Raw genomic sequence first — 24,164 nt, forward strand, 5'->3', positions numbered from 1 at the left:
CTCACGAGGTGTCGCGGGGTCAGCCCCGGCGGCCCAGGAGCTTCCAGGAGGCGGGCAGCGCGCCCATGGCCAGCGCCGCCTTCAGCGCGTCGCCGAGCAGGAACGGCGTCAGGCCCGCGGCGATGGCCGCGCTCGCCGACATGCCGGTGGACAGCGCCAGGTACGGCACGCCGACCGCGTAGATGATCGCCGAGCCGAGGACCATCGTCCCGGCCGTGCGCAGCACCGAGCGGTCGCCGCCGCGCCGGGCCAGGCCGCCGACGACGGTGGCGGCGAGCAGCATGCCGAGGACGTAGCCGAAGGAGGCGCCGCCCGCGCCGGAGGTGCCGCCCGCGAACCACGGCATTCCGGCCATGCCGACGAGGGCGTACACGGCGAGGGAGAGGAAGCCGCGGCGGGCGCCGAGCGCGGTGCCGACGAGGAGGGCGGCGAAGGTCTGGCCGGTGACCGGGACCGGGGAGCCCGGAACGGGCACGGCGATCTGGGCGGCTATGCCGGTGAGCGCGGCGCCGCCGAGCACCAGGGCGGTGTCCACGGCGTAGCGGTGCCGGGCGGCGGGGAGCAGGTCGGCGAGGACCGCTCCGGTGCGGGCGGGGGCGGCAGCAGTGCTCATCGGGGACTCCGCGGGGTGAGGGTGGCGAGGGACTGACCGTGACGCTATCCGACCGGGCCGTACCCGATCACCGTCAGCGGCCCACAAAGCGGCGCTCGGGGCGTTGGTGGGGTTCGCACAAGGACGGCGGCGCAATCATCGCCGAGCGTGATGCTTGTCACTGAGGTGAGCGGGGATGCGCCCCAGGTGGGCCGGGAAGGCGCGCGGAAGCGGGACTGTGAACTCCCTCTAAAAGCGCGGTACGTGACGGTGGCCCACCGTCCGCCGCCGCGTGCGCGCCCGGTGTGGACCCGGTGACCGTATAGCGGACGGTGGTTACCGGCCTGCGGATCACGTGGCCAGACTGGGCGGACGTCCCCCGTCTCACCGACCGAACAGAGCTCGTCCATGTCCCGGACCTCCGCGCCCTCCCCCACCGGCTCCCCGGCCACCGCGCCGGACACCGGCCCCGACTCGTCCCTGTCGCACGGGCTGAAGCAGCACCATCTCTCGATGATCGCCCTGGGCGGCGTCATCGGCGCCGGGCTCTTCGTCGGCTCCGGCGCGGGCATCGCCGCCGCGGGCCCCTCGATCGTCATCGCGTACGCCGTCTCGGGACTGCTGGTGATGCTCGTGATGCGGATGCTCGGCGAGATGTCGGCGGCCAACCCGGCGTCCGGCTCGTTCTCGGTGCACGCCGAGCGGGCGATCGGGCCGTGGGCCGGGTTCACGGCGGGCTGGGCGTTCTGGGTGCTGCTCTGCACGGCCGTCGGTCTGGAGGGCATCGGCGCGGCCAAGATCGTGACGGGCTGGCTGCCGGGGACCCCGGAGTGGGCCTGGGTGGCGCTGTTCATGGTGGTGTTCCTGGGGACGAATCTGGCCTCGGTGACGAAGTTCGGCGAGTTCGAGTTCTGGTTCGCCGCGCTCAAGGTCACCGCGATCACGCTGTTCCTGGTCCTCGGCGTGCTGGCGGTCCTGGGCGTCCTGCCGGGCACGGACGCGCCGGGCACCGCCAACCTCAGCGGCGAGGGCGGCTTCCTGCCGAACGGCCCGGACGGCCTGGTCATCGGACTGCTCGCCTCCGTCTTCGCGTACGGCGGTCTGGAGACGGTCACCATCGCCGCCGCGGAGTCCGAGGACCCGGTGCGCGGCGTCGCGACGGCCGTGCGGACGGCGATGTGGCGGATCGCGCTGTTCTACGTGGGCTCCATGGCGGTCGTCGTGACGCTGGTGCCCTGGGACGACCCGAAGGTGGTGGAGGTGGGGCCGTTCTACGCGGCGCTCGACCACCTCGGCATCGGCCAGGCCGCGCAGATCATGAACGTCGTCATCCTGGTCGCGCTGCTCTCCGCGATGAACGCCAACATCTACGGCGCCTCGCGCATGGCCTGCTCACTGGTGGCGCGCGGCCAGGGCCCGAAGCGGCTGGGCCGGGTCTCCGGCGGGGTGCCGCGCACGGCGGTCCTGGTCTCGTCCGTCTTCGGCTTCCTGTGCGTGCTGCTGAGCTACTGGCGCCCGGACGACGTCTTCCCGTGGCTGCTGAACATGACCGGTGCGGTGATCCTGGTCGTCTGGATCTTCATCGCCGTCTCCCAGCTGATCCTGCGCGCCCGCCTGGAGCGCGAGGCGCCCGAGAAGCTGGTGGTGCGGATGTGGCTGTTCCCCGGACTGACGGTGGTGGCGCTGCTCGCCATGGCCGGCATCTTCGTCCTGATGCTCCGCCAGCCCTCGACCCGTGACCAGCTCCTGGCGTCGGGCGCGCTGACGGTGGCCCTGGCGGCGATCGGGGCCGTACGCCAGCGGCGGCGCGCCGGAGTCTGAGCCGTAACCCCGTAAAACCGTACGAAACACCGGGTCCTAAGCCGAAGGGCTGACCCGGTGTTTCGCGTTGCTGCTGTTAGCCTGCTGTTGCATAGAGGTTGCAATAACAACTTGTCAGCAGTTGGAGGGTTCGAAACCAATGGCCACGTACACGCTCCCGGAACTCCCGTACGACTACGCCGCGCTCGAACCGGTCATCAATCCGCAGATCATCGAGCTCCACCACGACAAGCACCACGCCGCTTACGTGAAGGGCGCCAACGACACCCTGGAGCAGCTGGAGGAGGCGCGGGACAAGGAGGCCTGGGGAGCGATCAACGGCCTCCAGAAGAACCTCGCCTTTCACCTGTCCGGCCACATCCTGCACTCGATCTACTGGCACAACATGACCGGTGACGGCGGCGGCGAGCCGCTGGCCGCGGACGGGGTCGGCGACCTCGCGGACGCGATCACCGAGTCCTTCGGCTCCTTCGCCGGTTTCAAGTCCCAGCTGACGAAGGCCGCGGCCACCACGCAGGGCTCCGGCTGGGGCGTCCTCGCGTACGAGCCGGTCAGCGGCAAGCTGATCGTGGAGCAGGTCTACGACCACCAGGGCAACGTGGGCCAGGGCTCCGTCCCGGTCCTGGTCTTCGACGCCTGGGAGCACGCCTTCTACCTCCAGTACAAGAACCAGAAGGTCGACTTCATCGAGGCGATGTGGGCCGTCGTCAACTGGCAGGACGTGGCGAAGCGCTACGCCGCCGCCAAGGAGCGCGCGGACGTGCTGCTGCTCGCCCCCTGAGCCGACGTCCCGCGCGCGGGACACACCGGACGCCCTGCCTCGTGATCGTCTTCTCAACCTTCACCGGCAGGCGGATGAAGGGGAGGCCCCCGCCTGGACGTGACAGGCGGGGGCCTCTCTGTGGTCCGGGCCCGGCTGCCATGATGTCCGGCATGAGGAGCACGTCATGACGATCACCGTCCACGAGCTGGTGTACTACCCGGTCAAGGGCTGCGCCGGGACCCGGACCGACTCCGCCCGGGTCGCCGTCACCGGCCTGGAACACGACCGGACGTTCATGGTGGTCGACGCCGCCGACGGCGCGTTCCGCAGCCAGCGCACCCACCCCGCGATGGCGGCGATCGGGGTCCGGGTCCTCGACGCGGGGGCGGCCCTCGACCTGTCCGCCGAGGCCGTCGGGCCGCTGCGCCTGGAGGTGGCCCCGGACGGGCCGCGCCGCGAGGTCAGCATGTTCGGCCGGGACCTCGGCGAAGCCGTCGACCAGGGCGACGAGGCCGCGCAGTGGTTCTCCGACGCGCTCGGGGCCGCGTGCCGCCTCGTCCGGGTGGTCCCAGGCTTCGACCGCGACGGCTGGGGCGAGACCCCCGGCAAGGTCAACTTCGGCGACGCGCACGCGGTCCTGGTCACCTCGACCGCCTCGCTCGCCGGGCTCAACGCCCGCATCGCGGCCCGGGGCGACGCCGCGCCCGTGCCCATGGACCGCTTCCGGGCCAACATCGTGCTGACCGGTGACGACGAGCCGCACTTCGAGGACCGGGTGGCGCGGATGACCGTCGGCACCGCCGAACTCGCCCACTCGGTCAAGGCGATCCGCTGCAACGTCCCGCTCATCGACCAGCGGACCGGGCGCCGTGCGGGCCCGGAGCCGGTGCGCACCCTGGCCACGTACCGCAGGGAGCCGGAGTTCGGCAACAAGCTCAGCTTCGGCGCGAAGAACGCGGTGGTGCGCGCGGGCGTGGTGCGGGTCGGCGACCCGGTCTCCGTGCACAGCCCGGCGGCCGGCTGAGCACCCCGTAAAACCAGCTGCCCGCATTCCGCAACTCGCCTATCGTCGTGCTGATTTGCCCGGAACGGGACGACGACGTGGAGGATGACTGTGCGCTACCGCGAGCTGGGACGCAGCGGACTTTCGGTGTCCGAGATCGGCTACGGGGCCTGGGGCATCGGCGAGTCCAGCTGGGTGGGGGCGACGCGGGACGAGTCGCTGCGCGCCCTGCACCGGGCCGTCGACCTCGGCGTGAACCTCATCGACACCGCGCGCGGCTACGGCGAGAGCGAGCGCATCGTCGGGCAGCTGGTCCGCGAACGGGCCGGTGACGAGGTGCTGGTCGCGACCAAGGTGCCGCCGAAGAACGGGGAGTGGCCGGCGGCGGACGGCCTGGACCCGGCGGACACGTTCCCCGGCGCGCACATCCGCAGCAGCCTGGAGACCAGCCTCGCCGCGTCCGGCCTGGACCACTTCGACGTGCTCCAGTTCCACGTCTGGAACGACGAGTGGCTGGGGCGCGGGGACTGGCTGGAGACCGTCGCGGCGCTGAAGCAGGAGGGCAAGATCCGCCTGTTCGGGGTCTCGGTCAACGACCACTCCCCGGAGAGCGCGGTCGCGCTCGTGCGCAGCGGGGCCGTGGACAGCGTGCAGGTCATCTACAACGTGTTCGACCAGGCCCCCGCCGAGGAGCTGCTGCCGGCCTGCGCGGAGCACGGGGTCGGCGTGATCGTCCGGGTCGCGCTGGACGAGGGCGGGCTGACCGGCCGGATCACCGCGGACACGACGTTCCCCGAGGGCGACTTCCGCAACCGCTACTTCCGCGACGACCGCCCGGCCCAGGTCGAACGGCGCGTCGCGGCGATCGTGGCGGACCTGGGCATCGAGCCGGACGCGATCGCGGAGCACGCGCTGCGGTTCGTCCTGAGCCACCCGGCGGTCTCCACCGTGATCCCGGGGATGCGCAGCGTCCGGAACGTGGAGCGCAACACCGCGCTCAGCGACGGACAGCCGCTCACCGAGGAGCAGCTGGCGGTCCTGGCCAAGCACCGCTGGCCGCGCAACTTCTACTCCTGACCGGGAAGTTCACCGGTCCGCGCCGCCGCCGGGGTCTTCGTCCACGGGCCGACGCCGAGCCGGCCCGTGGTGCCGAGGTCCAGCTCCGGGGTGACCGTCACGGGCGCGGCGCCGGGCTTCGCGGTGACCTCGGTGTAGGGGGCGTTCACCGGGTCGCCTTCCGTGGTGGTGTTGCGCCAGGCGAGGGTGGCGCGCGCGCTCTCGCCCGGGCGCAGCGTGACGGGGCGGGGTTCGGCGTTGCCGCCGATGCCGGTGGAGATCGCGGTGGTGCCGCGCAGGATCTCGACCCCGCTGACCGGCTTGCGGTCCTCGCCGAGGAGCCGGAGCGCCGGGTAGCCGTTCAGCTCGTAGTCGGTGGTGGAGCAGTTGGTGAGGTTGATGCCCACGACGCGCAGCCCCATCGCGGCGTCGCCCCGGTCGTTGGTGATGCGGACCCCTGAGGAGGGACAGGCGCCGCCCACCCCGTCCGCCGGGACGGCCCGCACCTTCATGAGCCGGGCCCGGTACGAGCGCGCCGAGCCCGGTCCGTCCGCCGCGTCCAGGGGCCGCCGCACGGTCTGGCCGGGCTTCACTGCCTCCACGGTGCGGGTGATGTTGTCCATGGCCTCGCCCAACCCGTTGACCAGGGTGAACGTGAGGGTGAAGGTGAGCGGTTCCTTCTCGGTGTTGGTGACCTCGAACCCGGTGGACGGGGCACCGGAGGGACCGCACTTGCCGCTGATCACCCGGACGTTGTCCCAGGTCCGCCCGGCCGGGTCGGGGAGCGGCGCGAGGGAGGCGCAGGTCGCGCCGGGCGACGCGGAGGCCCCGGCGGTCTCCTTCCCACATCCGGCGAGCAGCGCGGTGCTCGCGAGGGCGGCACACAGGATGAGGGCGGAGGCTGGGCGCATCCGCCCAGAAGATCAAAGGGCGCCGGGCCGGGCTGTGCGCCAGGTCACATATTGCGTCACGGTGGCGTCACAGACGGCGGCGAGGAGTGCTCCCCGCCGCCGTGCGGACGGTCAGCCGTGCGGACGGTCAGTCGAAGATCGGGCCCTGGGTGCGGGTGCGCTTGATCTCGTAGAAGCCGGGGATCGAGGCGACCATCAGGGTGCCGTCCCAGAGCTTCGCGGCCTCCTCGCCCTTGGGGGCCGGGGTGACGACCGGGCCGAAGAAGGCGATCTGCTCGCCGTCGGCGCCGGGGACGGCGATGACCGGGGTGCCGACCTCCTGGCCCACCTTCTCGATGCCCTCCTTGTGGGAGGCGCGCAGCTCGGTGTCGTAGGTGTCGGAGTCCGCGTGGTCGGCGAGCTCGACGGGGAGGCCGACGTCCTTCAGGGCGTTCTCGACGGCCTCGCGGGTCGGGCCCTCGCCGCGGTTGTGGAAGCGGGTGCCGAGCGCGGTGTAGAGCGGGCCGACGACCTCGTCGCCGTGCAGCTGCTGGGCGGCGATCACGACGCGGACCGGGCCCCACGCCTTGTTCTCCAGCATGTCGCGGTACTCGGCGGGCAGCTCGTCGAGCCGGTTCTCGTTGAGCACGGCCAGGCTCATGACGTGCCAGCGGACCTCGACGTCGCGGACCTTCTCCACCTCCAGCATCCAGCGGGAGGTCATCCAGGCCCAGGGGCAGAGCGGGTCGAACCAGAAGTCGACGGGGGTCTTGCCGGTTGCCGTGCTGTTGTCAGACATGTCTCTCCTCAAGCGGACCGATCTCACTCCGTGCGCCAGAACGCCGCGAGGCGCCCCGGCCATTCCCGAGTGCCCGGCCGGAGGGCGGCATGGGAGGATCAAACTATTCGAACGTGACACAAAGGAGTGTGCCGTGCCCGGCGAGAACCTGTCCCGAGACGAGGCCCGTGAGCGGGCCGAGCTGCTGACCGTCGACGGTTACGACGTCGAACTCGACGTCCGCTCCGCGACCGGCGGCCCCGGCGGGAACGACCCGGCGGGCGGTCCGCTGACCTTCCGCTCGGTGACGACGATCCGGTTCCGCGCGGCGCGCGGCGGCGCATCCACCTTCGCGGACCTCATCGCCCCCTCGGTCAGCGCGGTGACGCTGGACGGCACCGCACTGGACCCGGCGGCCGTGTTCGACGGGGCGCGGATCGCGCTGGCGGACCTGGCGGAGGGCGAACACGTCCTGGTGGTCGACGCGCAGTGCGCGTACAGCCGGACCGGCGAGGGCATGCACCGCTTCGTGGACCCGGAGGACGGCGAGGTCTACCTCTACACCCAGTACGAGCCTGCGGACGCCCGCCGCGTCTTCGCCAACTTCGAACAGCCCGACCTCAAGGCCCCGTACCGCTTCCGGGTGACGGCGCCCGCCGAGTGGACGGTGTGGAGCAACGGCGCGGAGGAGTCCCGCGAGGGCGGGGTGTGGCGGTTCGCGGAGACCGAGCCGATCTCGACGTACATCACGGCGGTCGTCGCCGGTCCGTACCACTACGTCACCGACTCCTACAGCCGGACCTTCGAGGACGGCACGACGCTGGAGATCCCGCTCGGCGCGATGTGCCGCAAGGGGCTCGCCAAGCACTTCGACTCCGACGACATCTTCCTGATCACCAAGCAGGGCCTGGACTTCTTCCACGAGAACTTCGACTACCCGTACCCGTTCGGGAAGTACGACCAGGCGTTCGTGCCGGAGTACAACCTCGGCGCGATGGAGAACCCGGGCTGTGTCACGTTCCGCGAGGAGTACATCTTCCGCGGCAAGGTGACGCAGGCGGCGTACGAGGGCCGGGCCAACGTCATCCTGCACGAGATGGCGCACATGTGGTTCGGGGACCTCGTCACCATGCAGTGGTGGGACGACCTGTGGCTGAAGGAGTCCTTCGCGGACTTCATGGGCGTCTTCGCGATGACCGGCGCGACCCGCTTCGAGGACGGCTGGATCACCTTCGCCAACAACCGCAAGTCCTGGGCGTACCGCGCCGACCAGCTGCCGTCCACCCACCCGATCACGGCCGACATCCGTGACCTGGAGGACGCCAAGCTGAACTTCGACGGCATCACGTACGCCAAGGGCGCCTCCGTCCTCAAGCAGCTCGTGGCGTACGTGGGCCGGGAGGCGTTCCTGGAGGGCGCCCGGCGCTACTTCAAGAAGCACGCGTACGGGAACACCCGGCTCGGGGACCTGCTGTCGGTGCTGTCCGAGACGTCCGGCCGGGACATGACCGCGTGGTCGCGCTCCTGGCTCCAGACCGCGGGCGTCAACTCGCTGACCCCGGTGGCGACGTACGACGCGGCCGGCCGGATCACCGAGCTCGCCGTCCTCCAGGAGGCCGCCGAGTCCCACCCGGAGCTGCGGCCCCACCGGGTCGCCGTCGGCCTGTACCGCCGGGACACCGAGGGCGCGCTGGTGCGTTACGCGCGTGCCGAGGCGGACGTGTCGGGTCCGCGCACCGTGATCGGGGAGCTGGCCGGGGCCGAGCGGCCCGAGCTGATCCTCGTCAACGACGACGACCTGACGTACTGCAAGGTCCGCTTCGACGAGGTGTCGCTCGCCACCCTGCGCGCGCACCTGGGCGACATCACGGACCCGCTGGCCCGGGCGCTGTGCTGGTCGGCGCTGTGGAACCTCACCCGCGACGGGCTGATGCCCGCCCGCGACTTCGTCTCGCTGGTCCTGGCCTTCGCCGGGCGCGAGACGGACATCGGTGTCCTCCAGATGCTGCACGCCTGGACGCGCGGCGCGCTCGTGAACTACGCGGCTCCCGCCTGGCGCGAGGAGGGCGGCCGGGCGCTGGCCGAGGGCGCGCTCGGCGAACTGCGGCTCGCCGAGCCGGGCAGCGAGCACCAGCTCGCCTGGGCCCGGTTCTTCGCGTCGGTCGCCGCGTCGGACTCCGACTTCCAGCTGCTGTCCGGGCTGCTCGACGGCACCGCCCGGATCGACGGGCTTGACGTCGACCAGGAGCTGCGCTGGGCGTTCCTGTCCCCGCTGGTCGCCCACAGCGCGGCCGGTGAGGCGGCGGTCGACGCGGAGCTGGCCCGGGACGACACGGCCTCCGGCAAGCGGCACCACGTACGGTGCCTGGCCTCGCGGCCGTCCGCCGAGGTGAAGGCCCGGGCGTGGGCGGACGTCGTGGAGTCGGACGCGCTGTCCAACGCCCTGGTGGAGGCGACGATCGCGGGCTTCGCGCAGTCCTCCCAGCGGGAGCTGCTGGCGCCGTACACCGAGCGGTACTTCGAGGCGATCGAGCGGGTCTGGGCCGAGCGGTCGATCCAGATCGGGATGGCCGTGGTCAGGGGGCTGTTCCCGTCGCTCCAGGACGACCCGGCGACGCTGGAGGCGACCGACGCGTGGCTGACGGCCCGGGCGGACGCGGCGCCGGCGCTGCGGCGGCTGGTGCTGGAGGCCCGGGACGACCTGGCGCGGGGCCTGCGGGCGCAGGCGGCGGATTCGGTGGCGTAGGGCCTTCGGCCCGGGGCGGCCGGGCGGCGATGCAGAACGGTGTTCTTGTCCGGATATGTCGACGGGCCTGTAACAACGGTTAACGTCACGCCCGTTGGCGGGATACACCGGAGCATGACCCAGAACACCCCGCTCCAGTCCGGCCGCCCCGTTCCCTCCCGTGGGCGTCAACGCGTCGTCTCCGCCGCCCAGTTGAAGGCGATGGGCGTGCCCGTCGGGCGGGCGGTGGAGCGGTGCGGGGACGGCGGGCCTTGGCAGCAGGCGCTGCCCGGGGTCTTCGTCCTGCACCCCGGGGAGCTCAGCGGCCCGGAGCGGCTGCGGTCCGCCCTGCTGTACGCGGGCCGCCCGCCGGCCTCCGGACGGCGCCCCGCCCCCGGGCGGACCGCGGACCCGGCGTACGGCGACGCGGTGCTCACCGGGCTCGCCGCGCTCTCGCTGTACGGCTTCGCCGCCGCGCCGCCCGCCGCCTCCGTGGAGCGGGTCGACGTGCTGGTGCCCCGGGTGCGGCGGCTGCGCTCGGCCGGGTACGCCCGGCTGCTGCGGACCGCCGAACCGCCGGGCCCGGAGTGGGTGGACGGGCTGCCGGTGGCCCCGGTGGCGCGGGCGCTGGCGGACGCGGTGGCCGGGCTCGGGGACGCGGTCACGGTGCGCCGGCTGCTCACCGAGGCGGTGCGCGGCGGTCACTGCGAACCGGCCGTGCTGGTGGGCGAGCTGAACCGGGCGAAGGTGCTCGGCCGGCCGCAGGTGGTCGGCGCGATCGACTCGCTGCTCGCCGAGGGCCGGGCGATGGCGGAGGAGCGGCTGTACGCCATGGTGCGCACGCACGGGCTCAAGGAGCCTTTGTGGAACGTGGACCTGAGGCTGCCCGGCGGCCCGCACCTGGGGCGCGTGGACGCCTACTGGCCCGAGGAGGCGGTCGCGGTGGAGCTGGACGCCAGGGCCCCGCGCCACAGCCGCCAGGACGAGAAGCACGAGGCCGAGTGGTCGGCGTACGCGGCGCGGCGCGAGCACCTGGAGCGGCTCGGCGTCACCGTCGTGCACCTCACGCCGAGGAAGCTGCGGGACGCGCTCGGGCAGCAGGCGACCGTGGTCCGGACAGCGCTGATGGCCGCGGCGGACCGGGAGCCGGCGGCGTACGTGATGATCCTTCCCCGCTGAACCGGGGCTCCACACCTCACGCCTCCGCCCCGCACGCCACATGGCTGAATTCGCGTCCCGTATGGGCCCGTTCGTCCCTGCTGACGCTCCCGTACCGGTGGCGGAATCCCGCCATGTACCCAACAAGCCCCCCACAACTCTCCACAAACCCCTGTCATTTACGAAAGGGTGAGCGGTCATCCGGTACCGATTTCCGGACTCTCTCTTTCACATACAGGGATGCTGATGACCTCCGAATCCCCCGGCTCCATATCCGGAGCGAGACGCGCGGCCCGGGTGGCGGCCGCCGCCGGTCTGGTGGCCGCGCTGGCCGCCACCGGTGTCGCCCCCGTCTTCGCCGCCGACGATCCGGCCTCCTCCCCCGTCAAGGCCGCCGGCACCGCTCCGGCGGACAAGCTGGGCACCGCCGACGCCGAGGTCCTGACCAAGGCCAAGGCCAAGGGCGAGAAGAACGTCACGATGATGGTCGCGACCGCCCCCGGCGCGACCGAGCAGGTCCGCAAGCAGCTGGACGCCGTCAAGGGCTCCGTGCTGGGGCGCGCCTACGACAAGCTGGGCTACGTACGCGCGACCGTGCCGACCGCGACCGCCGAGGCCACCATCAAGGCGGCGTCGAAGCTCAGCTCCGTCCACGGCATCGATCTCAAGCAGGAGATCGTGCTGGACGACCCGACGCCCGCGGCCGACCGGGCGACCGGCGCCAAGAGCAAGGCGAAGTCCACCGGCAGCTACCCGGCCCCCGGGAAGAAGACGCCGGCGAAGAACCCGTACAACCCGTCCTTCGAGACGGGCGCGGTCGACTTCGTGAAGCAGCACCCGAAGGCGGACGGCCGCGGGATCACCATCGGCGTCCTGGACGCGGGCGTCGACATCGCGCACCCCGCGCTCCAGAAGACCACCACCGGTGAGCGCAAGATCACCGACTGGGTGACCGCCACCGACCCGGTGAGCGACGGCGACGGCACCTGGCTGCGGATGACGGACGCCGTCTCCGGCCCGGTGTTCACGTACAAGGGGCGTACGTACAACGCGCCCAAGGGCTCGTACCGGATCGCCCTGTTCGCCGAGGCCGCCACCAAGGGCGGCGACATGGCGGGCGACCTGAACCGCGACGGCGACACCACCGACACCTGGGCCGTGCTCTACGACCCGGTCACCGGCGCCTCCCGGGTCGACCTGAACGACAACGGCGACTTCCGCGACGACACCGCCCTCAAGCCGTACAAGGAGAAGCACCAGGTCTCCTACTTCGGCAAGGACAACCCGCGCACGGACGTCGTGGAGCGCATCCCGTTCGTCGTCGAGAACCGCAAGGACGTCGTCTACAACGCGGCCGGCGACACCTCCGACTACGTCTCCATCGGGGTCATCGAGTCCGAGCACGGGACGCACGTCGCCGGCATCACCGCCGCCAACGGCCTCTTCGGCGGCCAGATGAACGGTGCCGCGCCCGGCGCGAAGATCGTCTCCTCGCGCGCCTGCACCTGGTCCGGCGGCTGCACCAACATCGCGCTCACCGAGGGCATGATCGACCTCGTCGTGAACCGCGGCGTCGACGTCGTCAACATGTCGATCGGCGGCCTGCCGCCGCTGAACGACGGCAACAACGCCCGCTCCGAGCTGTACAAGCGGCTGGTCGACATCTACGGCGTCCAGCTGGTCATCTCGGCCGGCAACGACGGCCCCGGCGTCAACACCATCGGTGACCCCGGCCTCGCCGACCACGTCATCTCGGTCGGCGCGTCCATCTCCAAGGAGACCTGGGCCGCCAACTACGGCTCCAACGTCACCAAGAAGTACGACATGCTGCCCTTCTCCTCGCGCGGCCCGCGTGAGGACGGCGGCTTCACGCCGACCCTGACGGCGCCCGGCGCGTCGATCAACTCGACGCAGACCTGGCTGCCCGGTTCGCCGGTCGCCGAGGCGGGCTACTCGCTCCCGGCGGGCTACTCCATGCTCCAGGGCACGTCGATGGCCTCCCCGCAGGCCGCCGGCGCCACCGCGCTGCTGCTGTCCGCCGCGAAGCAGAAGCACATCGAGCTGCCCCCGGCCGACCTGCGCACCGCGCTGACCAGCACCGCCACCAAGATCAAGGACGTGCCCGCGCACGCCCAGGGCGCCGGTCTGATCAACATCGTGGACGCCTGGAAGCTGATCGCGAAGCAGGGCGCCCCGGCGCACGAGTACTCGGTCAAGGCCCCCGTCGACACCGCGATCGACTTCGCGCTGAAGACCCCGGGCTTCGGCACCGGCCTGTACGACCGCGAGGGCGGCCTCCAGGCCGGCCAGAAGAAGACCTACGACGTCACGGTCACCCGCACCACGGGCCCGGACAAGAAGGTCGAGCACAAGCTCTCCTGGAAGTACAACGACGGCACCTTCTCGCTGGTCGGCTCCAAGAAGGTCTCGCTGCCGCTGGGCAAGCCGGTCACGGTCAAGGTCCAGGCGAAGCCGGGCAGCGCGGGCGTGCACAGCGCGATCCTCCAGCTGGACGACAAGAAGACCGCCGGCACCGACCAGCAGATCCTGACGACGGTCGTCGTCTCCAAGGCGCTGGCGAAGCCGTCCTACGCGTTCAAGGCGTCCGGCTCGGTGCAGCGCAACGGCACCACGTCGTACTTCGTGACCGTGCCGGAGGGCGCCAAGACCCTTGAGGTCGCGATGAGCGCCCTGCGCTCGGGCAGCCAGACCCGCTTCATCGCCATCCACCCGTACGGGGTGCCGGTGGACGACAGCGGTACGCCGTTCTGCTACCCGAACTACGAGAACCCGGCCAACACCTGCCGCCCGGACGCGCGCTCCTACCCGGACCCGCAGCCCGGCGTCTGGGAGATCGAGGTCGAGGCCCGGCGCACGTCGCCGCTGCTGGACAACCCGTACAAGCTGGACGTGGCGCTGCTCGGCGCGACCTTCGACCCGGCGGTGCAGACCATCGCCGAGGCGAAGATCGGCACCCCGGCGTCGGTCGACTGGAAGGTCACCAACAACGCGGGTCCCCTGGAGGGCAAGCTCAAGGGCGGCTCGCTGGGCTCCGCCGACGTCGAGCGCCCGTCGATCTCCACGGGCGGCGAGTACGTCAAGGAGGTCACCATCGGTGAGGGCGTCGAGAAGCTGGACGTCGCCATCGGCGGTACCAGCGACGCCAACGCCGACCTCGACCTGTACGTGTACAAGGGGAGCGCCGAGGTCGGCTCCTCCACCACGGCCGGTTCCGAGGAGTCCGTCAGCCTGGTGAAGCCGGCCGCCGGCACGTACACCGTCGTCATCGACGGGTACGACGTCCCGGCCGGGACCACCGAGTACGACTACCGCGACGTGTACTACTCCGCGTCGCTCGGCACGATCTCCGTGGACGAGTCGAAGGCCGTGAACCTGGCCGCCGGCGCGTCCGCCCAGGTCGGCGCCGAGGTGAAGGTGGCCGGTGCGGCTCCCGAGGGGCGGCAGTTCTTCGGCGAGGTCAGCCTCGTGAACGCCCGGGGCACCGCGGCGGGCACCGGCAGCGTCGTGATCGAGAAGGTCACGCCGTAGCCACACGGTGCCGAACATGTGATCCGTACATGTGATCCGAACGGCAGTGGGGCGGGTGCTCACCGGGCACCCGCCCCACTGTGCTGCGCGCCACTCGTCCGCAGGCCGGACAATGGATTGGACAAGGCGGGCGTGGACATACGCATCATGGACCGGCAACCGTGCCCGTTCGTACGTCTGAGGGAGTTCCTGTGAAGGTCGGAATCGTCGGCGCCACCGGTCAGGTGGGCAAGGTCATGCGCAGCATCCTGGCCGAGCGGAAGTTCCCGGCCGACGAGCTGCGGCTGTTCGCCTCCGCGCGGTCGGCGGGCTCCGTCATCGAGTGGCAGGGCCGCGAGATCACCGTCGAGGACGCCGCCACGGCCGACTACACGGGCCTGGACATCGTGCTGTTCTCCGCCGGTGGCGCGACCTCGAAGGCGCTCGCCGAGAAGGTCGCCTCGCAGGGCGCCGTCGTGATCGACAACTCCTCCGCCTGGCGCAAGGACCCCCAGGTCCCGCTGGTCGTCTCCGAGGTCAACCCGCACGCGATCGCGGACCGCCCCAAGGGCATCATCGCCAACCCGAACTGCACCACGATGGCCGCGATGCCCGTGCTGCGCCCGCTGCACGAGGAGGCGGGGCTCGAAGCGCTGACCGTCGCCACGTACCAGGCGGTCTCCGGCTCCGGTCTCGCCGGGGTCGCCGAGCTGCACGGCCAGGCGTCCAAGGTCGTCGCCGACGCGGACAAGCTCACGCACGACGGCTCGGCCGTGGACTTCCCGGAGCCGGGTGTCTACAAGCGCCCCATCGCCTTCAACGTGCTGCCGCTGGCCGGGTCCATCGTGGACGACGGCTCCTTCGAGACGGACGAGGAGCAGAAGCTCCGCAACGAGTCCCGCAAGATCCTGGAGATCCCGGAGCTGAAGGTCTCCGGCACCTGTGTCCGCGTCCCGGTCTTCTCCGGCCACTCCCTCCAGGTCAACGCCCGCTTCGCCCGGCCGGTCTCGGTGGAGCGCGCGTACGAGCTGCTGAAGGACGCGCCGGGCGTCGAGCTGTCCGAGATCCCGACGCCGCTGCAGGCCGCGGGCAAGGACGCGTCGTACGTGGGGCGCATCCGCAACGACGAGACCGCGGAGAACGGTCTCGCGCTGTTCGTCTCCAACGACAACCTGCGCAAGGGCGCGGCGCTGAACGCGGTCCAGATCGCGGAGCTCGTCGCAGCGGAGCTGCGGGGCTGACCCTGTGTGTCCTCAATCGCCGGACGGGCTGAATTTTCAGCCCCTCCGGCGATTGAGGAGCGGGGTCCGGGGCAGCGCCCCGGGCGGGGCTCAGGGGCGCCTCACCTCGAAGTGCCAGCATCCGTACTCCACGGCGCGTACGTGGACCAGGGCCACCGCCGGGTCCGCGAAGGCCTCCGTGAACGCCGCGTCGTACCCGCGCTCCTCGTCCTCGGGGATCTCCAGGAGGCAGCCGCCCACGATGTGGCCGTCCGCGTCGTAGCGGCGCACGGTGCGCAGGGCGCCCGCGCGGGAGAACGGGTAGCCCGTCCGGCCGGGCTCCGGCCCCTCGCACTCCTCGGCGTGGATGAAGACCGGGCCCTGCTCGTCGTACGCCCCCGGGCGGGCCCAGGTCGCCGAGGCCCAGCGGCGCAGCGGGGCGTAGGAGACGAGGGCGATGCGCTCCCCCGGTTCGCTGCCGCGCAGGCAGCACCGCAGCGGGTCGCCGGCCTCGGTGGCGGTGTACGGGACGCAGGGGCGGCCGGCGTCGTCGGTCTCCCGGAGTTCCTTCAGCGCGTCCGGTTCGATCGCGCGTGCCTCGTAAGTGGTCATGGTCCCGAGCGTGCCGCGCCGGAACGCCCCGGTCCGGCGGAAAACGGACATCGCCCTGAGTGTGGGTCCCGTGGAAGTATGGCGGGAAACATCACAGAGCAAGGAGATGACCGCGTGCCTGGCACGAATCTGACCCGCGAAGAGGCACAGGAGCGGGCGCGCCTGCTGACCGTGGACGCGTACGAGATCGATCTCGACCTCTCCGGAGCGCAGGAGGGCGGGACCTACCGGTCCGTCACCGTCGTGCGTTTCGACTCCGCCGAGGCCGGTGCGGAGACCTTCATCGACCTGGTCGCCCCCGCGGTGCACGAGGTCGAGCTGAACGGCAGGGCGCTGGACGTCGCGGCGGTGTTCCGCGACTCGCGTATCACGCTGTCGCACCTGCAGGCCGGGGCCAACGAGCTGAGGGTCGTCGCGGACTGTGCGTACACCAACACCGGTGAGGGCCTGCACCGGTTCGTCGACCCGGTCGACCAGCAGGCGTACCTGTACACCCAGTTCGAGGTGCCGGACGCGCGCCGCGTCTTCGCGAGCTTCGAGCAGCCCGACCTGAAGGCGACGTTCCGGTTCACCGTGAAGGCGCCGTCCGGCTGGACCGTGATCTCCAACTCGCCGACGCCGGAGCCGAAGGACGACGTCTGGTCGTTCGAGCCGACGCCGCGCATCTCCTCGTACATCACCGCGCTGATCGTCGGCCCGTACCACTCGGTGCACAGCAGCTACGAGAAGGACGGCGTGACCGTCCCGCTGGGCATCTATTGCCGGCCCTCGCTCGCCGAGTACCTGGACGCGGACGCGATCTTCGACGTGACCCGGCTGGGCTTCGACTGGTTCCAGGAGAAGTTCGACTACGCGTACCCGTTCGCCAAGTACGACCAGCTCTTCGTGCCGGAGTTCAACGCGGGCGCGATGGAGAACGCGGGCGCGGTCACCATCCGCGACCAGTACGTCTTCCGGTCCAAGGTCACGGACGCGGCGTACGAGACGCGCGCCGAGACCATCCTGCACGAGCTGGCCCACATGTGGTTCGGCGACCTCGTCACGATGGAGTGGTGGAACGACCTCTGGCTGAACGAGTCGTTCGCCACGTACACCTCGATCGCCTGCCTCGCGTACGCCGAGGGCTCGGGGTGGCCGCACTCCTGGACCACGTTCGCCAACTCCATGAAGACGTGGGCCTACCGGCAGGACCAGCTGCCGTCGACCCACCCGATCATGGCCGACATCCGCGACCTGGACGACGTCCTGGTCAACTTCGACGGCATCACGTACGCCAAGGGCGCCTCGGTCCTGAAGCAGCTGGTGGCGTACGTCGGCATGGACGAGTTCTTCAAGGGCGTCCAGGCGTACTTCAAGGCGCACGCCTTCGGCAACACCCGCCTGTCCGACCTGCTGGGCGCGCTGGAGGAGACCTCCGGCCGCGACCTGAAGACGTGGTCGAAGGCGTGGCTGGAGACGGCCGGGATCAACATCCTGCGCCCGGAGATCGAGACCGACGAGAACGGGCACGTCACCTCGTTCACCGTGCTCCAGGAGGCGCCCGCGCTGCCCGCGGGTGCCAAGGGCGAGCCGACGCTGCGCCCGCACCGGATCGCCATCGGCTGCTACGACCTCGATGAGGCCGGCAAGCTCGTGCGTACGGACCGGATCGAGCTGGACGTCGACGGCGAGCGCACCACCGTGCCGTTCCCGGCCGGCTCCGCGCGCCCGGCCGTCATCCTGCTCAACGACGACGACCTGTCGTACGCGAAGGTCCGCCTGGACGAGGAGTCGCTGCGGGTCGTCACCGAGCACCTGGGCGACTTCACCGAGTCCCTGCCGCGCGCCCTGTGCTGGGCGTCCGCCTGGGACATGACCCGCGACGGCGAACTGGCCACCCGCGACTACCTCGCGCTGGTCCTGTCGGGCATCGGCAAGGAGTCGGACATCGGCGTCGTGCAGTCGCTGCACCGCCAGGTCAAGACGGCGATCGACCTGTACGCGACGCCGGAATGGCGCGAGGCGGGCCTGACGCAGTGGACCGACGCGACGCTCGCGCACCTGCGCGCGGCGGAGCCGGGCAGCGACCACCAGCTGGCCTGGGCGCGCGCCTTCGCGGCCACCGCCCGCACCCCGCAGCAGCTGGACCTGCTCCGCTCGCTGCTCGACGGCGCCGAGGCGATCGAGGGCCTGGCCGTGGACACCGAGCTGCGCTGGGCGTTCGTCCAGCGGCTCGCGGCCACCGGACTCATCGACGAGGAGGAGATCGACGCCGAGTACGCGCGGGACCGGACGGCGGCGGGCGAGCGCCACGCGGCCTCGGCCCGTGCGGCGCGGCCCAGCGAGGAGGCGAAGGCCGAGGCGTGGGCGTCGGTCGTGGAGTCCGACAAGCTGCCGAACTCGCTCCAGGAGGCGGTCATCGCGGGCTTCGTGCAGACGGACCAGCGCGAGCTGCTGGCCCCGTACACGGAGAAGTTCTTCGCCTCGGTGAAGGGCGTCTGGGACTCGCGGAGCCACGAGATGGCCCAGCAGGTCGCGATCGGCCTGTACCCGGCGCTCCAGGTCTCGCAGGAGACCCTGGACGCCACGGACGCCTGGCTGGCCTCGGCCGAGCCGGGCGCGGGTCTGCGCCGGCTGATGTCGGAGTCCCGCTCGGGCGTGGAGCGCGCCCTGCGGGCCCGTACGGCGGACGCGGCGGCCGCGACCGCGTAACGAAGCTGGAAACCGCCCGGCGGACAGGCGCTGAAGCGCAGCCGTCCGCCGGGCGGGGGCGGGGGGGTTACGAGGCGGACGCCTCGTAGCGGGCCCTGAGGTCAGCGACGCCGGACTCCGTCAGGGAGCCGTGCAGGCGCATCCTCGCGACGCCGCCGTCGGGGAAGGCGTCGAGCCGTACGTGGGTGACGACGGCCTCGTCCGGCAGCGGGAAGCGGTGCAGGGTGTCGGGCTGGAGGCGGGTGCGCGGGATGATCTCGAACCACTCGCCGCTCTCGCCGTCCCGGCCGTGCAGGGCGATCCAGCCGGCCGCGTTGCCCTTGAGGTAGGCGGTGTCGATCTCGACCGCGCGGACGGCGCCCTGGGCGGGCAGCCGGAAGCGGACCCAGTCGTTGGTGTCGCGGACCCGGCGGCGGCGGTTCTCCCAGCCGTCGTCCATCTTGCGCGAGGTGCCGGGCAGGATGATCTGGGTCGGCGAGGAGTAGAACCGGTCCGAGGCGTCCTCGTAACTGCCGCCGTTCAGGACCGAGATCAGGTCGAACGTACCGAGCGTGGCCAGCCAGGACGGGTCGGGGACGACCTCGCCGTGCACACGGAGGCGGGCGATGCCGCCGTCGGGGTGCTGGCAGAGGCGGATGTGGGTGTAGCGGCGTCCGCCGGTGATCTCGAAGCCGTTGGCGGCGTGGCCGCGCACGGGCGTCGGGGGGACGATCTCCTCCCACTTCACGTCGTCGGCGAGCAGCTGCTCCGGGCCGGGCGCGCCCTCGACGCAGGTGGCCTGGACGGAGACGCGCTGCGGGTAGTTGCCCCGGAAGTGGGCGGTGTCCACGACGATGCCGCGGATGATGCCGGGGGCGCCGAGCCGGATCAGCGCCCAGTCGTGCTCGTCGGGGGCCGGGAAGGGGTGCTCCGCGTCGGCGCCGCGGCGGCGGCGGGTCTCCCAGCCGTCCATGATCTTGCCCTTGTGGCCGAAGTGCTCGGGGTCGAAGACCGCGCGCTCCCGGACGAGCAGGTTCTCGCGCTGGGCGAAGAACTCGTCGTTGGCGGCGATCACGCCCGCGCCGAGCCGCCGGTCGGCGAGGTCCACGAGGTCGGTGAAGGGGAGGTCGGCGGCGCGGTAGTCGGCGTAGGGGTCACCGCCGCCGTACGGGGCCGCGTCGTTGGCGTGGGGGTCGTCGTTCCGGATCTCATTCTGTTCGGTGGTCATGCGTTCACTGTCGTACGCCGGAAGCCGGTAGGTCCATCGAAAGTTTCCGCACGAATCATTCAGCTGGGCTGAACGGTCGCGCTCTCCCCATACGGTTCCGCCGCCTCGCGGAGCGCCGCGAGGACCCGGGCCACCGCCGGGGCGTCCTCTCCCCCGCGCCGGACTGCGGCGACGACATGGCGGCGGGGCCGGTCCGCATCGAGGACCCGCATCACCACGCCCTCCCGCCCGTGCCGTTCCGCCGAGGCCATGCGCGGGACCAGGGCGACCCCCAGACCGGCGGCGACCATGGCGAGGATCGCGGTCCAGCCGGACGCGCTGTGCGCCTGCTCGGGTACGAAGCCCGCCGCCCGGCACGCGGAGACGGTGATCTCCGACCAGGGGCCCGAGCCGCCGTAGATCCAGGGCTCGGCGGACAGGTCGGCGAGGCGCAGCCCGGGCGCGTCCGCGAGGCGGTGGCCGGCCGGGAGCGCCACGTCGAGCGGATCGGCGAGCAGCGGCAGGACGGCGAACCGGGGGTCGCGGGCCGTCGGGGCTTCGGCGGCCAGCGACAGGGCGAGGTCGACCTCGGCGGCGGCCAGCAGTTCGTACGCCTGGGCGGCCTCCGCCTCGCGCACCCGGACCTCAGGGCCGGGGCGGGGGTCGGCGCGCAGCCGCTGCACGGCCGGGACGACGAGGGCGGGCACGGCGGTGGCGAACGCGGCGACCCGGACCTCGCCCGCCTCGCCGCGCAGATAGCCGGTCAGTTCGGCGTCGGCGCGCTCCAGTTGGGCGAAGACCGCCTCGGCGTGGCGCAGGACGAGATGGGCGGCGTCGGTGAGGCGGACGCGCCGGCCCTGGGCCTCCAGGAGGGGCACGCCGAGCTGCTTGGCCAGGTTGGAGAGCTGCTGCGAGACCGCCGAGGGGGTCATCAGCAGGGCGTCGGCGGTCGCGGTGACCGTGCCCCGGTCGCGCAGGGTGCGCAGGATGCGGAGCTTCTTGACGTCCCACTCGGTCATGGGCGCAACCTACCGGCACGCCCGGGTCCGGACATGCGTGTGCGCCGCGCGGTAGTAACTACCGTGCGGCGCACCCGTGCCGTGCGGGGCGGGACCGGGGCGGGGCCCCGGTCGCCGGGCAGGTGGGTCAGACCTGCTTCTTGGACTTGTCGAGCACCATGACCAGGCCCGCGATGACGCCGAAGAGCACGAGGGGCGCCAGGACGAACAGACCGAGCGTGTCGATCACGCTCAGGCCGGTACCCGGGTCGTCGCCGTCGTCGCGGGTGAGCGCGAGCGCGGGGGACGACATCAGCAGCATCATCAGCGTCGTTCCGGCGGCGACGGCGCCGGCGCGCATAGCGTTCTTCTTGTCCACGGTGCAAACGTAGCGAACGCCCGCGCGGGCCGCGCGCCCGGGGGTGCCGTACGGGGTCCGGCTCACGGCAGGCGGACCTCCAGGGGCTCCTGCGGGGCGCGCAGGACGTCCATCAGGCGGTGCAGCCGGGGCGAGGCGGCCAGTTGCTCCAGGGTGACCGGGACGCCCTCCGCGTCGGCGACGGGCAGCCGCCAGTTGGGGTACTGGTCCCAGGTGCCCGGGAGGTTCTGCGGGCGGCGGTCGCCGACGGTGTCGGGCAGCCAGATCCCGGTCATCCGGGCGGGGGTGCGCAGCAGGAAGCGGTGGACGGCCTGGACGGCCGCCTCCTCGTCCACGCCGCCGGGGAGCGCTCCGGCCGCGGGGAAGGCAACGCCCTCGGGGAGCAGTCCGAGCCGGGTGAGCAGGGCCAGCCACTCGGCCGTGTCCGCGCCGTCCTCCCTCAGCTCCTCGTCCAGGGGGCGGGTGAGCAGGCCGAGGCGGTGGCGGAGCGTCACATGGTCGCCGGTCAGCCGGGCGGCGGTGGAGGGCAGGTCGTGGGTGGTCGCGGTGGCCAGGCAGTCCCGGCGCCACCGTTCGGGGGCCAGGGGGCGCCCGTCGCCCGACCAGTCCCGCTCGAACCAGAGCACCGAGGTGCCGAGGACGCCGCGCCGGGCCAGCGCCTCGCGGACGCCGGGCTCGACCGTGCCCAGGTCCTCGCCGACGACGACGGTGCCGGCCCGGTGCGCCTCCAGGACCAGGACGGCGAGCATCGCCTCCGCGTCGTGCGCGACGTAGGTGCCCTCGGTGGGCGGGCGGCCCTCGGGCACCCACCAGAGCCGGAAGAGCCCCATCACGTGGTCGATGCGCAGGGCGCCCGCGTGGGCGAGGAGGCCGCGCAGCAGGCCGCGGAACGGGGCGTAGCCGGAGGCGGCGAGGGCGTCGGGGCGCCAGGGCGGCAGGCCCCAGTCCTGGCCGCGCGCGTTGAACGCGTCGGGGGGCGCGCCGACGGACATGCCGTGGGCGAAGGCGTCCTGCTGGGCCCAGGTGTCGGCGCCGCCGGGGTGCACGCCGACCGCGAGGTCGTGGACGACGCCGACGGGCATCCCGGCCTCCCGGGCGGCGCGCTGGGCGTCGGCGAGCTGGGTGGCGGTCAGCCAGGCGAGGCGGCAGTGGTGGTCGACCCGGTCCAGCAGCTCGGCCCGGGCGCGGGCGGTGGCGTCGGAGCGGGGGTCGCGCAGCTCCTCGGGCCAGCCGTGCCAGTCGGGCCCGTGCACCTCGGCGAGCGCGCACCACAGGGCGTGGTCCTCCAGGGCGCGGCCCCGGTCGGCGAGGAAGTCGCAGTACTCGGCGTGCCGGCCGGGGGTGAGGGGGACCGCGAGGACCAGGTCGAGGGCCTGCCGCTTGAGGGCCCACACGGCGTCCCGGTCGATGAGGGCGCCCTTGTCCAGGACGGCATCCCGCAGCTCGGCGCCCTTGCGGCGGAGCGCGTCCAGCGCGACCGGATCGGGCACCTGCCCGTACTCCGGGACGGACTCGACGCGCAGGTGCACGGGGTCGGGGAAGCGCCGGGAGGACGGGCGGTAGGGCGAGGGGTCGGTGGGGGCGCCGGGCACCGCCGCGTGCAGCGGGTTGACCTGGACGAACCCGGCGCCGAGGCGGCGGCCGGACCAGGACGCGAGGTCGGCGAGGTCGCCGAGGTCGCCCATGCCCCAGGAGCGGGCGGAGAGCAGGAAGTAGAGCTGGACGAGGAAGCCGTGGGTGCGGGCGGGCGGCTGCGGCACCCGGGCCGGGGCGACGACGAGCGTGCAGTCCTGCGGCTCGCGGCCCGGGGCGCGGGCGGCGAGCCGGTGCACCCCGAGCGGGGGTTCGGCCCACCAGGCGTTTCCCGGTCCGGCCGGATCGGGCTCCCCGGAGGGCACCCGCATCCGGACCGGCTCCGCCTCCTCGGCGCTCTCCTCCAGCCGGACGGTCAGCTCCGTGCCGGGCGGCAGTCCGGTCAGCGCGGGCGGCAGGGGTTCGCCGGACCACACCACCAAGGTGCCCGGGAACAGCCGGGTGCGGGCGGCCGACTCGGCGGCGGCAAGGGCGTCACGTACCGCTTCGGGCGTCGTGGCGTCCACGCCGAGCGCGCCGAGCACGGCGACGACCGTGGCCTCGGGGACGGGCCCGGTGACACCGGCGGACGGGGAGAAGGAGGTGGCGACGCCGTGCAGTGCGGCGAGCCGGGACAAGCCCATTCAGACTCCTGGGGACTCCGTGCCCCACGCGCAGCCGGACGCGGCCGGTTCGCTGGTCAGCGGGGCGAGGACGGCGAGCGGCGGCTCGCTGGTCAGGGGGGTGGCCTCGGCGAGCGGGGGCTCGCTGGTCAGGGGTATGGCGTCGGCGAGCGGCGCTTCGCTCGTGAGCGGGCCGGGCACGGTGGCGGGGCAGGCGCTGATCAGCGGGGCGGGACCGGATGCCTGTTTGGAGAGGGCGGAGAGCGGGCGCTGCGCGATGGCGGGCATGGTGGCCTCCTGGCCGTGGAGAACAGGACAGTGACGGCCTACCCAGCGGACGCCGCCGCAGACGTAGGCGTTACGACAACGAGTTCAACGTGCTCCGGGTCACATTCCGTTCCCGAAGAGCCGGTTGCCCGCAAGACATTCGCCTTTTTCGGCCATTCGGCGCTGTCTTTCGCGTATCGCCCCGCCGCACGCGCCCCGTTCATCACATCGGTCACATCAGGGCATTTCCGTACCGAACACCCCGCGCATTGACACCCTCGCGCGCGGGGTGGTGGGCTCGG

18 protein-coding genes are annotated in these 24,164 nt (G+C 72.3%); 9 read left to right on the forward strand and 9 right to left on the reverse strand.

Annotated features, from left to right (window positions below; genetic code table 11):
* Positions 1-19 precede the first annotated feature (19 nt).
* Positions 20-613: a biotin transporter BioY gene (locus AMK18_RS17900; protein ID WP_018103174.1), complete on the reverse strand. Its 594-nt coding sequence runs from the start codon at positions 611-613 to the stop codon at positions 20-22.
* Positions 614-1,000: 387 nt separating this feature from the next.
* On the opposite strand from AMK18_RS17900, the gene AMK18_RS17905 reads away from it, so the two are divergent.
* The 4 genes from AMK18_RS17905 to AMK18_RS17920 all read left to right on the forward strand — a co-directional run bounded on the left by AMK18_RS17905 (position 1,001) and on the right by AMK18_RS17920 (position 5,256).
* Positions 1,001-2,413: an amino acid permease gene (locus AMK18_RS17905; protein ID WP_073863526.1), complete on the forward strand. Its 1,413-nt coding sequence runs from the start codon at positions 1,001-1,003 to the stop codon at positions 2,411-2,413.
* Positions 2,414-2,552: 139 nt separating this feature from the next.
* Positions 2,553-3,194 (forward strand): superoxide dismutase, encoded by a 642-nt coding sequence (locus AMK18_RS17910; RefSeq protein WP_018103172.1) that lies wholly within the window; start codon positions 2,553-2,555, stop codon positions 3,192-3,194.
* A 166-nt stretch (positions 3,195-3,360) separates the two neighbouring features.
* Positions 3,361-4,200 carry an MOSC domain-containing protein gene (locus AMK18_RS17915; protein ID WP_073863527.1) on the forward strand — a complete coding sequence of 280 codons (840 nt, stop codon included), beginning with the start codon at positions 3,361-3,363 and terminating at the stop codon, positions 4,198-4,200.
* 90 nt (positions 4,201-4,290) lie between these two features.
* Positions 4,291-5,256: an aldo/keto reductase gene (locus tag AMK18_RS17920; RefSeq protein ID WP_073863528.1), complete on the forward strand. Its 966-nt coding sequence runs from the start codon at positions 4,291-4,293 to the stop codon at positions 5,254-5,256.
* On the opposite strand, the gene AMK18_RS17925 is transcribed toward AMK18_RS17920, so the two are convergent.
* Both AMK18_RS17925 and AMK18_RS17930 read right to left on the reverse strand, forming a co-directional pair.
* Positions 5,247-6,146 carry a DUF4232 domain-containing protein gene (locus AMK18_RS17925; protein ID WP_073863529.1) on the reverse strand — a complete coding sequence of 300 codons (900 nt, stop codon included), beginning with the start codon at positions 6,144-6,146 and terminating at the stop codon, positions 5,247-5,249. The genes AMK18_RS17920 and AMK18_RS17925 overlap by 10 nt on opposite strands.
* A 127-nt stretch (positions 6,147-6,273) precedes the next feature.
* Positions 6,274-6,924, reverse strand: a complete 651-nt coding sequence (locus AMK18_RS17930) for a mycothiol-dependent nitroreductase Rv2466c family protein (protein WP_073863530.1) — start codon at positions 6,922-6,924, stop codon at positions 6,274-6,276.
* 133 nt (positions 6,925-7,057) lie between these two features.
* Between AMK18_RS17930 and pepN (AMK18_RS17935) the strand changes: the two genes are divergently transcribed.
* The 4 genes from pepN (AMK18_RS17935) (at position 7,058) to AMK18_RS17950 (ending at position 15,555) form a co-directional block, all read left to right on the forward strand.
* A complete protein-coding gene (gene pepN, locus AMK18_RS17935) occupies positions 7,058-9,649 on the forward strand; it encodes an aminopeptidase N (protein ID WP_073863531.1) in 2,592 nt (863 codons plus the stop codon).
* A gap of 114 nt (positions 9,650-9,763) precedes the next feature.
* Complete coding sequence (locus tag AMK18_RS17940) at positions 9,764-10,807, forward strand: hypothetical protein (protein ID WP_073863532.1); 1,044 nt, start codon at positions 9,764-9,766, stop codon at positions 10,805-10,807.
* A gap of 219 nt (positions 10,808-11,026) precedes the next feature.
* The gene (locus AMK18_RS17945; RefSeq protein WP_026171522.1) at positions 11,027-14,335 is read left to right on the forward strand and encodes a S8 family serine peptidase; all 3,309 of its coding nucleotides are present in this window, start codon (positions 11,027-11,029) and stop codon (positions 14,333-14,335) included.
* Positions 14,336-14,526: 191 nt separating this feature from the next.
* A complete protein-coding gene (locus AMK18_RS17950) occupies positions 14,527-15,555 on the forward strand; it encodes an aspartate-semialdehyde dehydrogenase (protein WP_018103164.1) in 1,029 nt (342 codons plus the stop codon).
* Between the two features lie 90 nt (positions 15,556-15,645).
* On the opposite strand, the gene AMK18_RS17955 is transcribed toward AMK18_RS17950, so the two are convergent.
* A complete protein-coding gene (locus tag AMK18_RS17955) occupies positions 15,646-16,146 on the reverse strand; it encodes a DUF1203 domain-containing protein (protein WP_073863752.1) in 501 nt (166 codons plus the stop codon).
* Between the two features lie 114 nt (positions 16,147-16,260).
* Between AMK18_RS17955 and pepN (AMK18_RS17960) the strand changes: the two genes are divergently transcribed.
* Positions 16,261-18,837 (forward strand): aminopeptidase N, encoded by a 2,577-nt coding sequence (gene pepN, locus AMK18_RS17960; protein WP_073863533.1) that lies wholly within the window; start codon positions 16,261-16,263, stop codon positions 18,835-18,837.
* 67 nt (positions 18,838-18,904) lie between these two features.
* On the opposite strand, the gene alc is transcribed toward pepN (AMK18_RS17960), so the two are convergent.
* The 5 genes from alc to AMK18_RS17985 all read right to left on the reverse strand — a co-directional run bounded on the left by alc (position 18,905) and on the right by AMK18_RS17985 (position 23,883).
* Entirely contained in the window at positions 18,905-20,044 is a 1,140-nt protein-coding gene (gene alc / locus AMK18_RS17965; RefSeq protein ID WP_073863534.1) for an allantoicase, read from the reverse strand.
* A 59-nt stretch (positions 20,045-20,103) separates the two neighbouring features.
* Positions 20,104-21,042, reverse strand: coding sequence for a LysR family transcriptional regulator (locus tag AMK18_RS17970; RefSeq protein WP_073863535.1), 939 nt, complete (start codon positions 21,040-21,042; stop codon positions 20,104-20,106).
* A 127-nt stretch (positions 21,043-21,169) separates the two neighbouring features.
* Positions 21,170-21,400 (reverse strand): hypothetical protein, encoded by a 231-nt coding sequence (locus tag AMK18_RS17975; RefSeq protein ID WP_026171913.1) that lies wholly within the window; start codon positions 21,398-21,400, stop codon positions 21,170-21,172.
* Between the two features lie 62 nt (positions 21,401-21,462).
* Positions 21,463-23,616 (reverse strand): 4-alpha-glucanotransferase, encoded by a 2,154-nt coding sequence (gene malQ / locus AMK18_RS17980; RefSeq protein WP_073863537.1) that lies wholly within the window; start codon positions 23,614-23,616, stop codon positions 21,463-21,465.
* Entirely contained in the window at positions 23,617-23,883 is a 267-nt protein-coding gene (locus AMK18_RS17985) for a hypothetical protein (protein WP_018106041.1), read from the reverse strand.
* Positions 23,884-24,164 lie beyond the last annotated feature (281 nt).

Origin of the sequence: Streptomyces sp. CB01249 (assembly GCF_001905735.1) — a bacterium.
Taxonomy (GTDB): Bacteria; Actinomycetota; Actinomycetes; order Streptomycetales; family Streptomycetaceae; genus Streptomyces.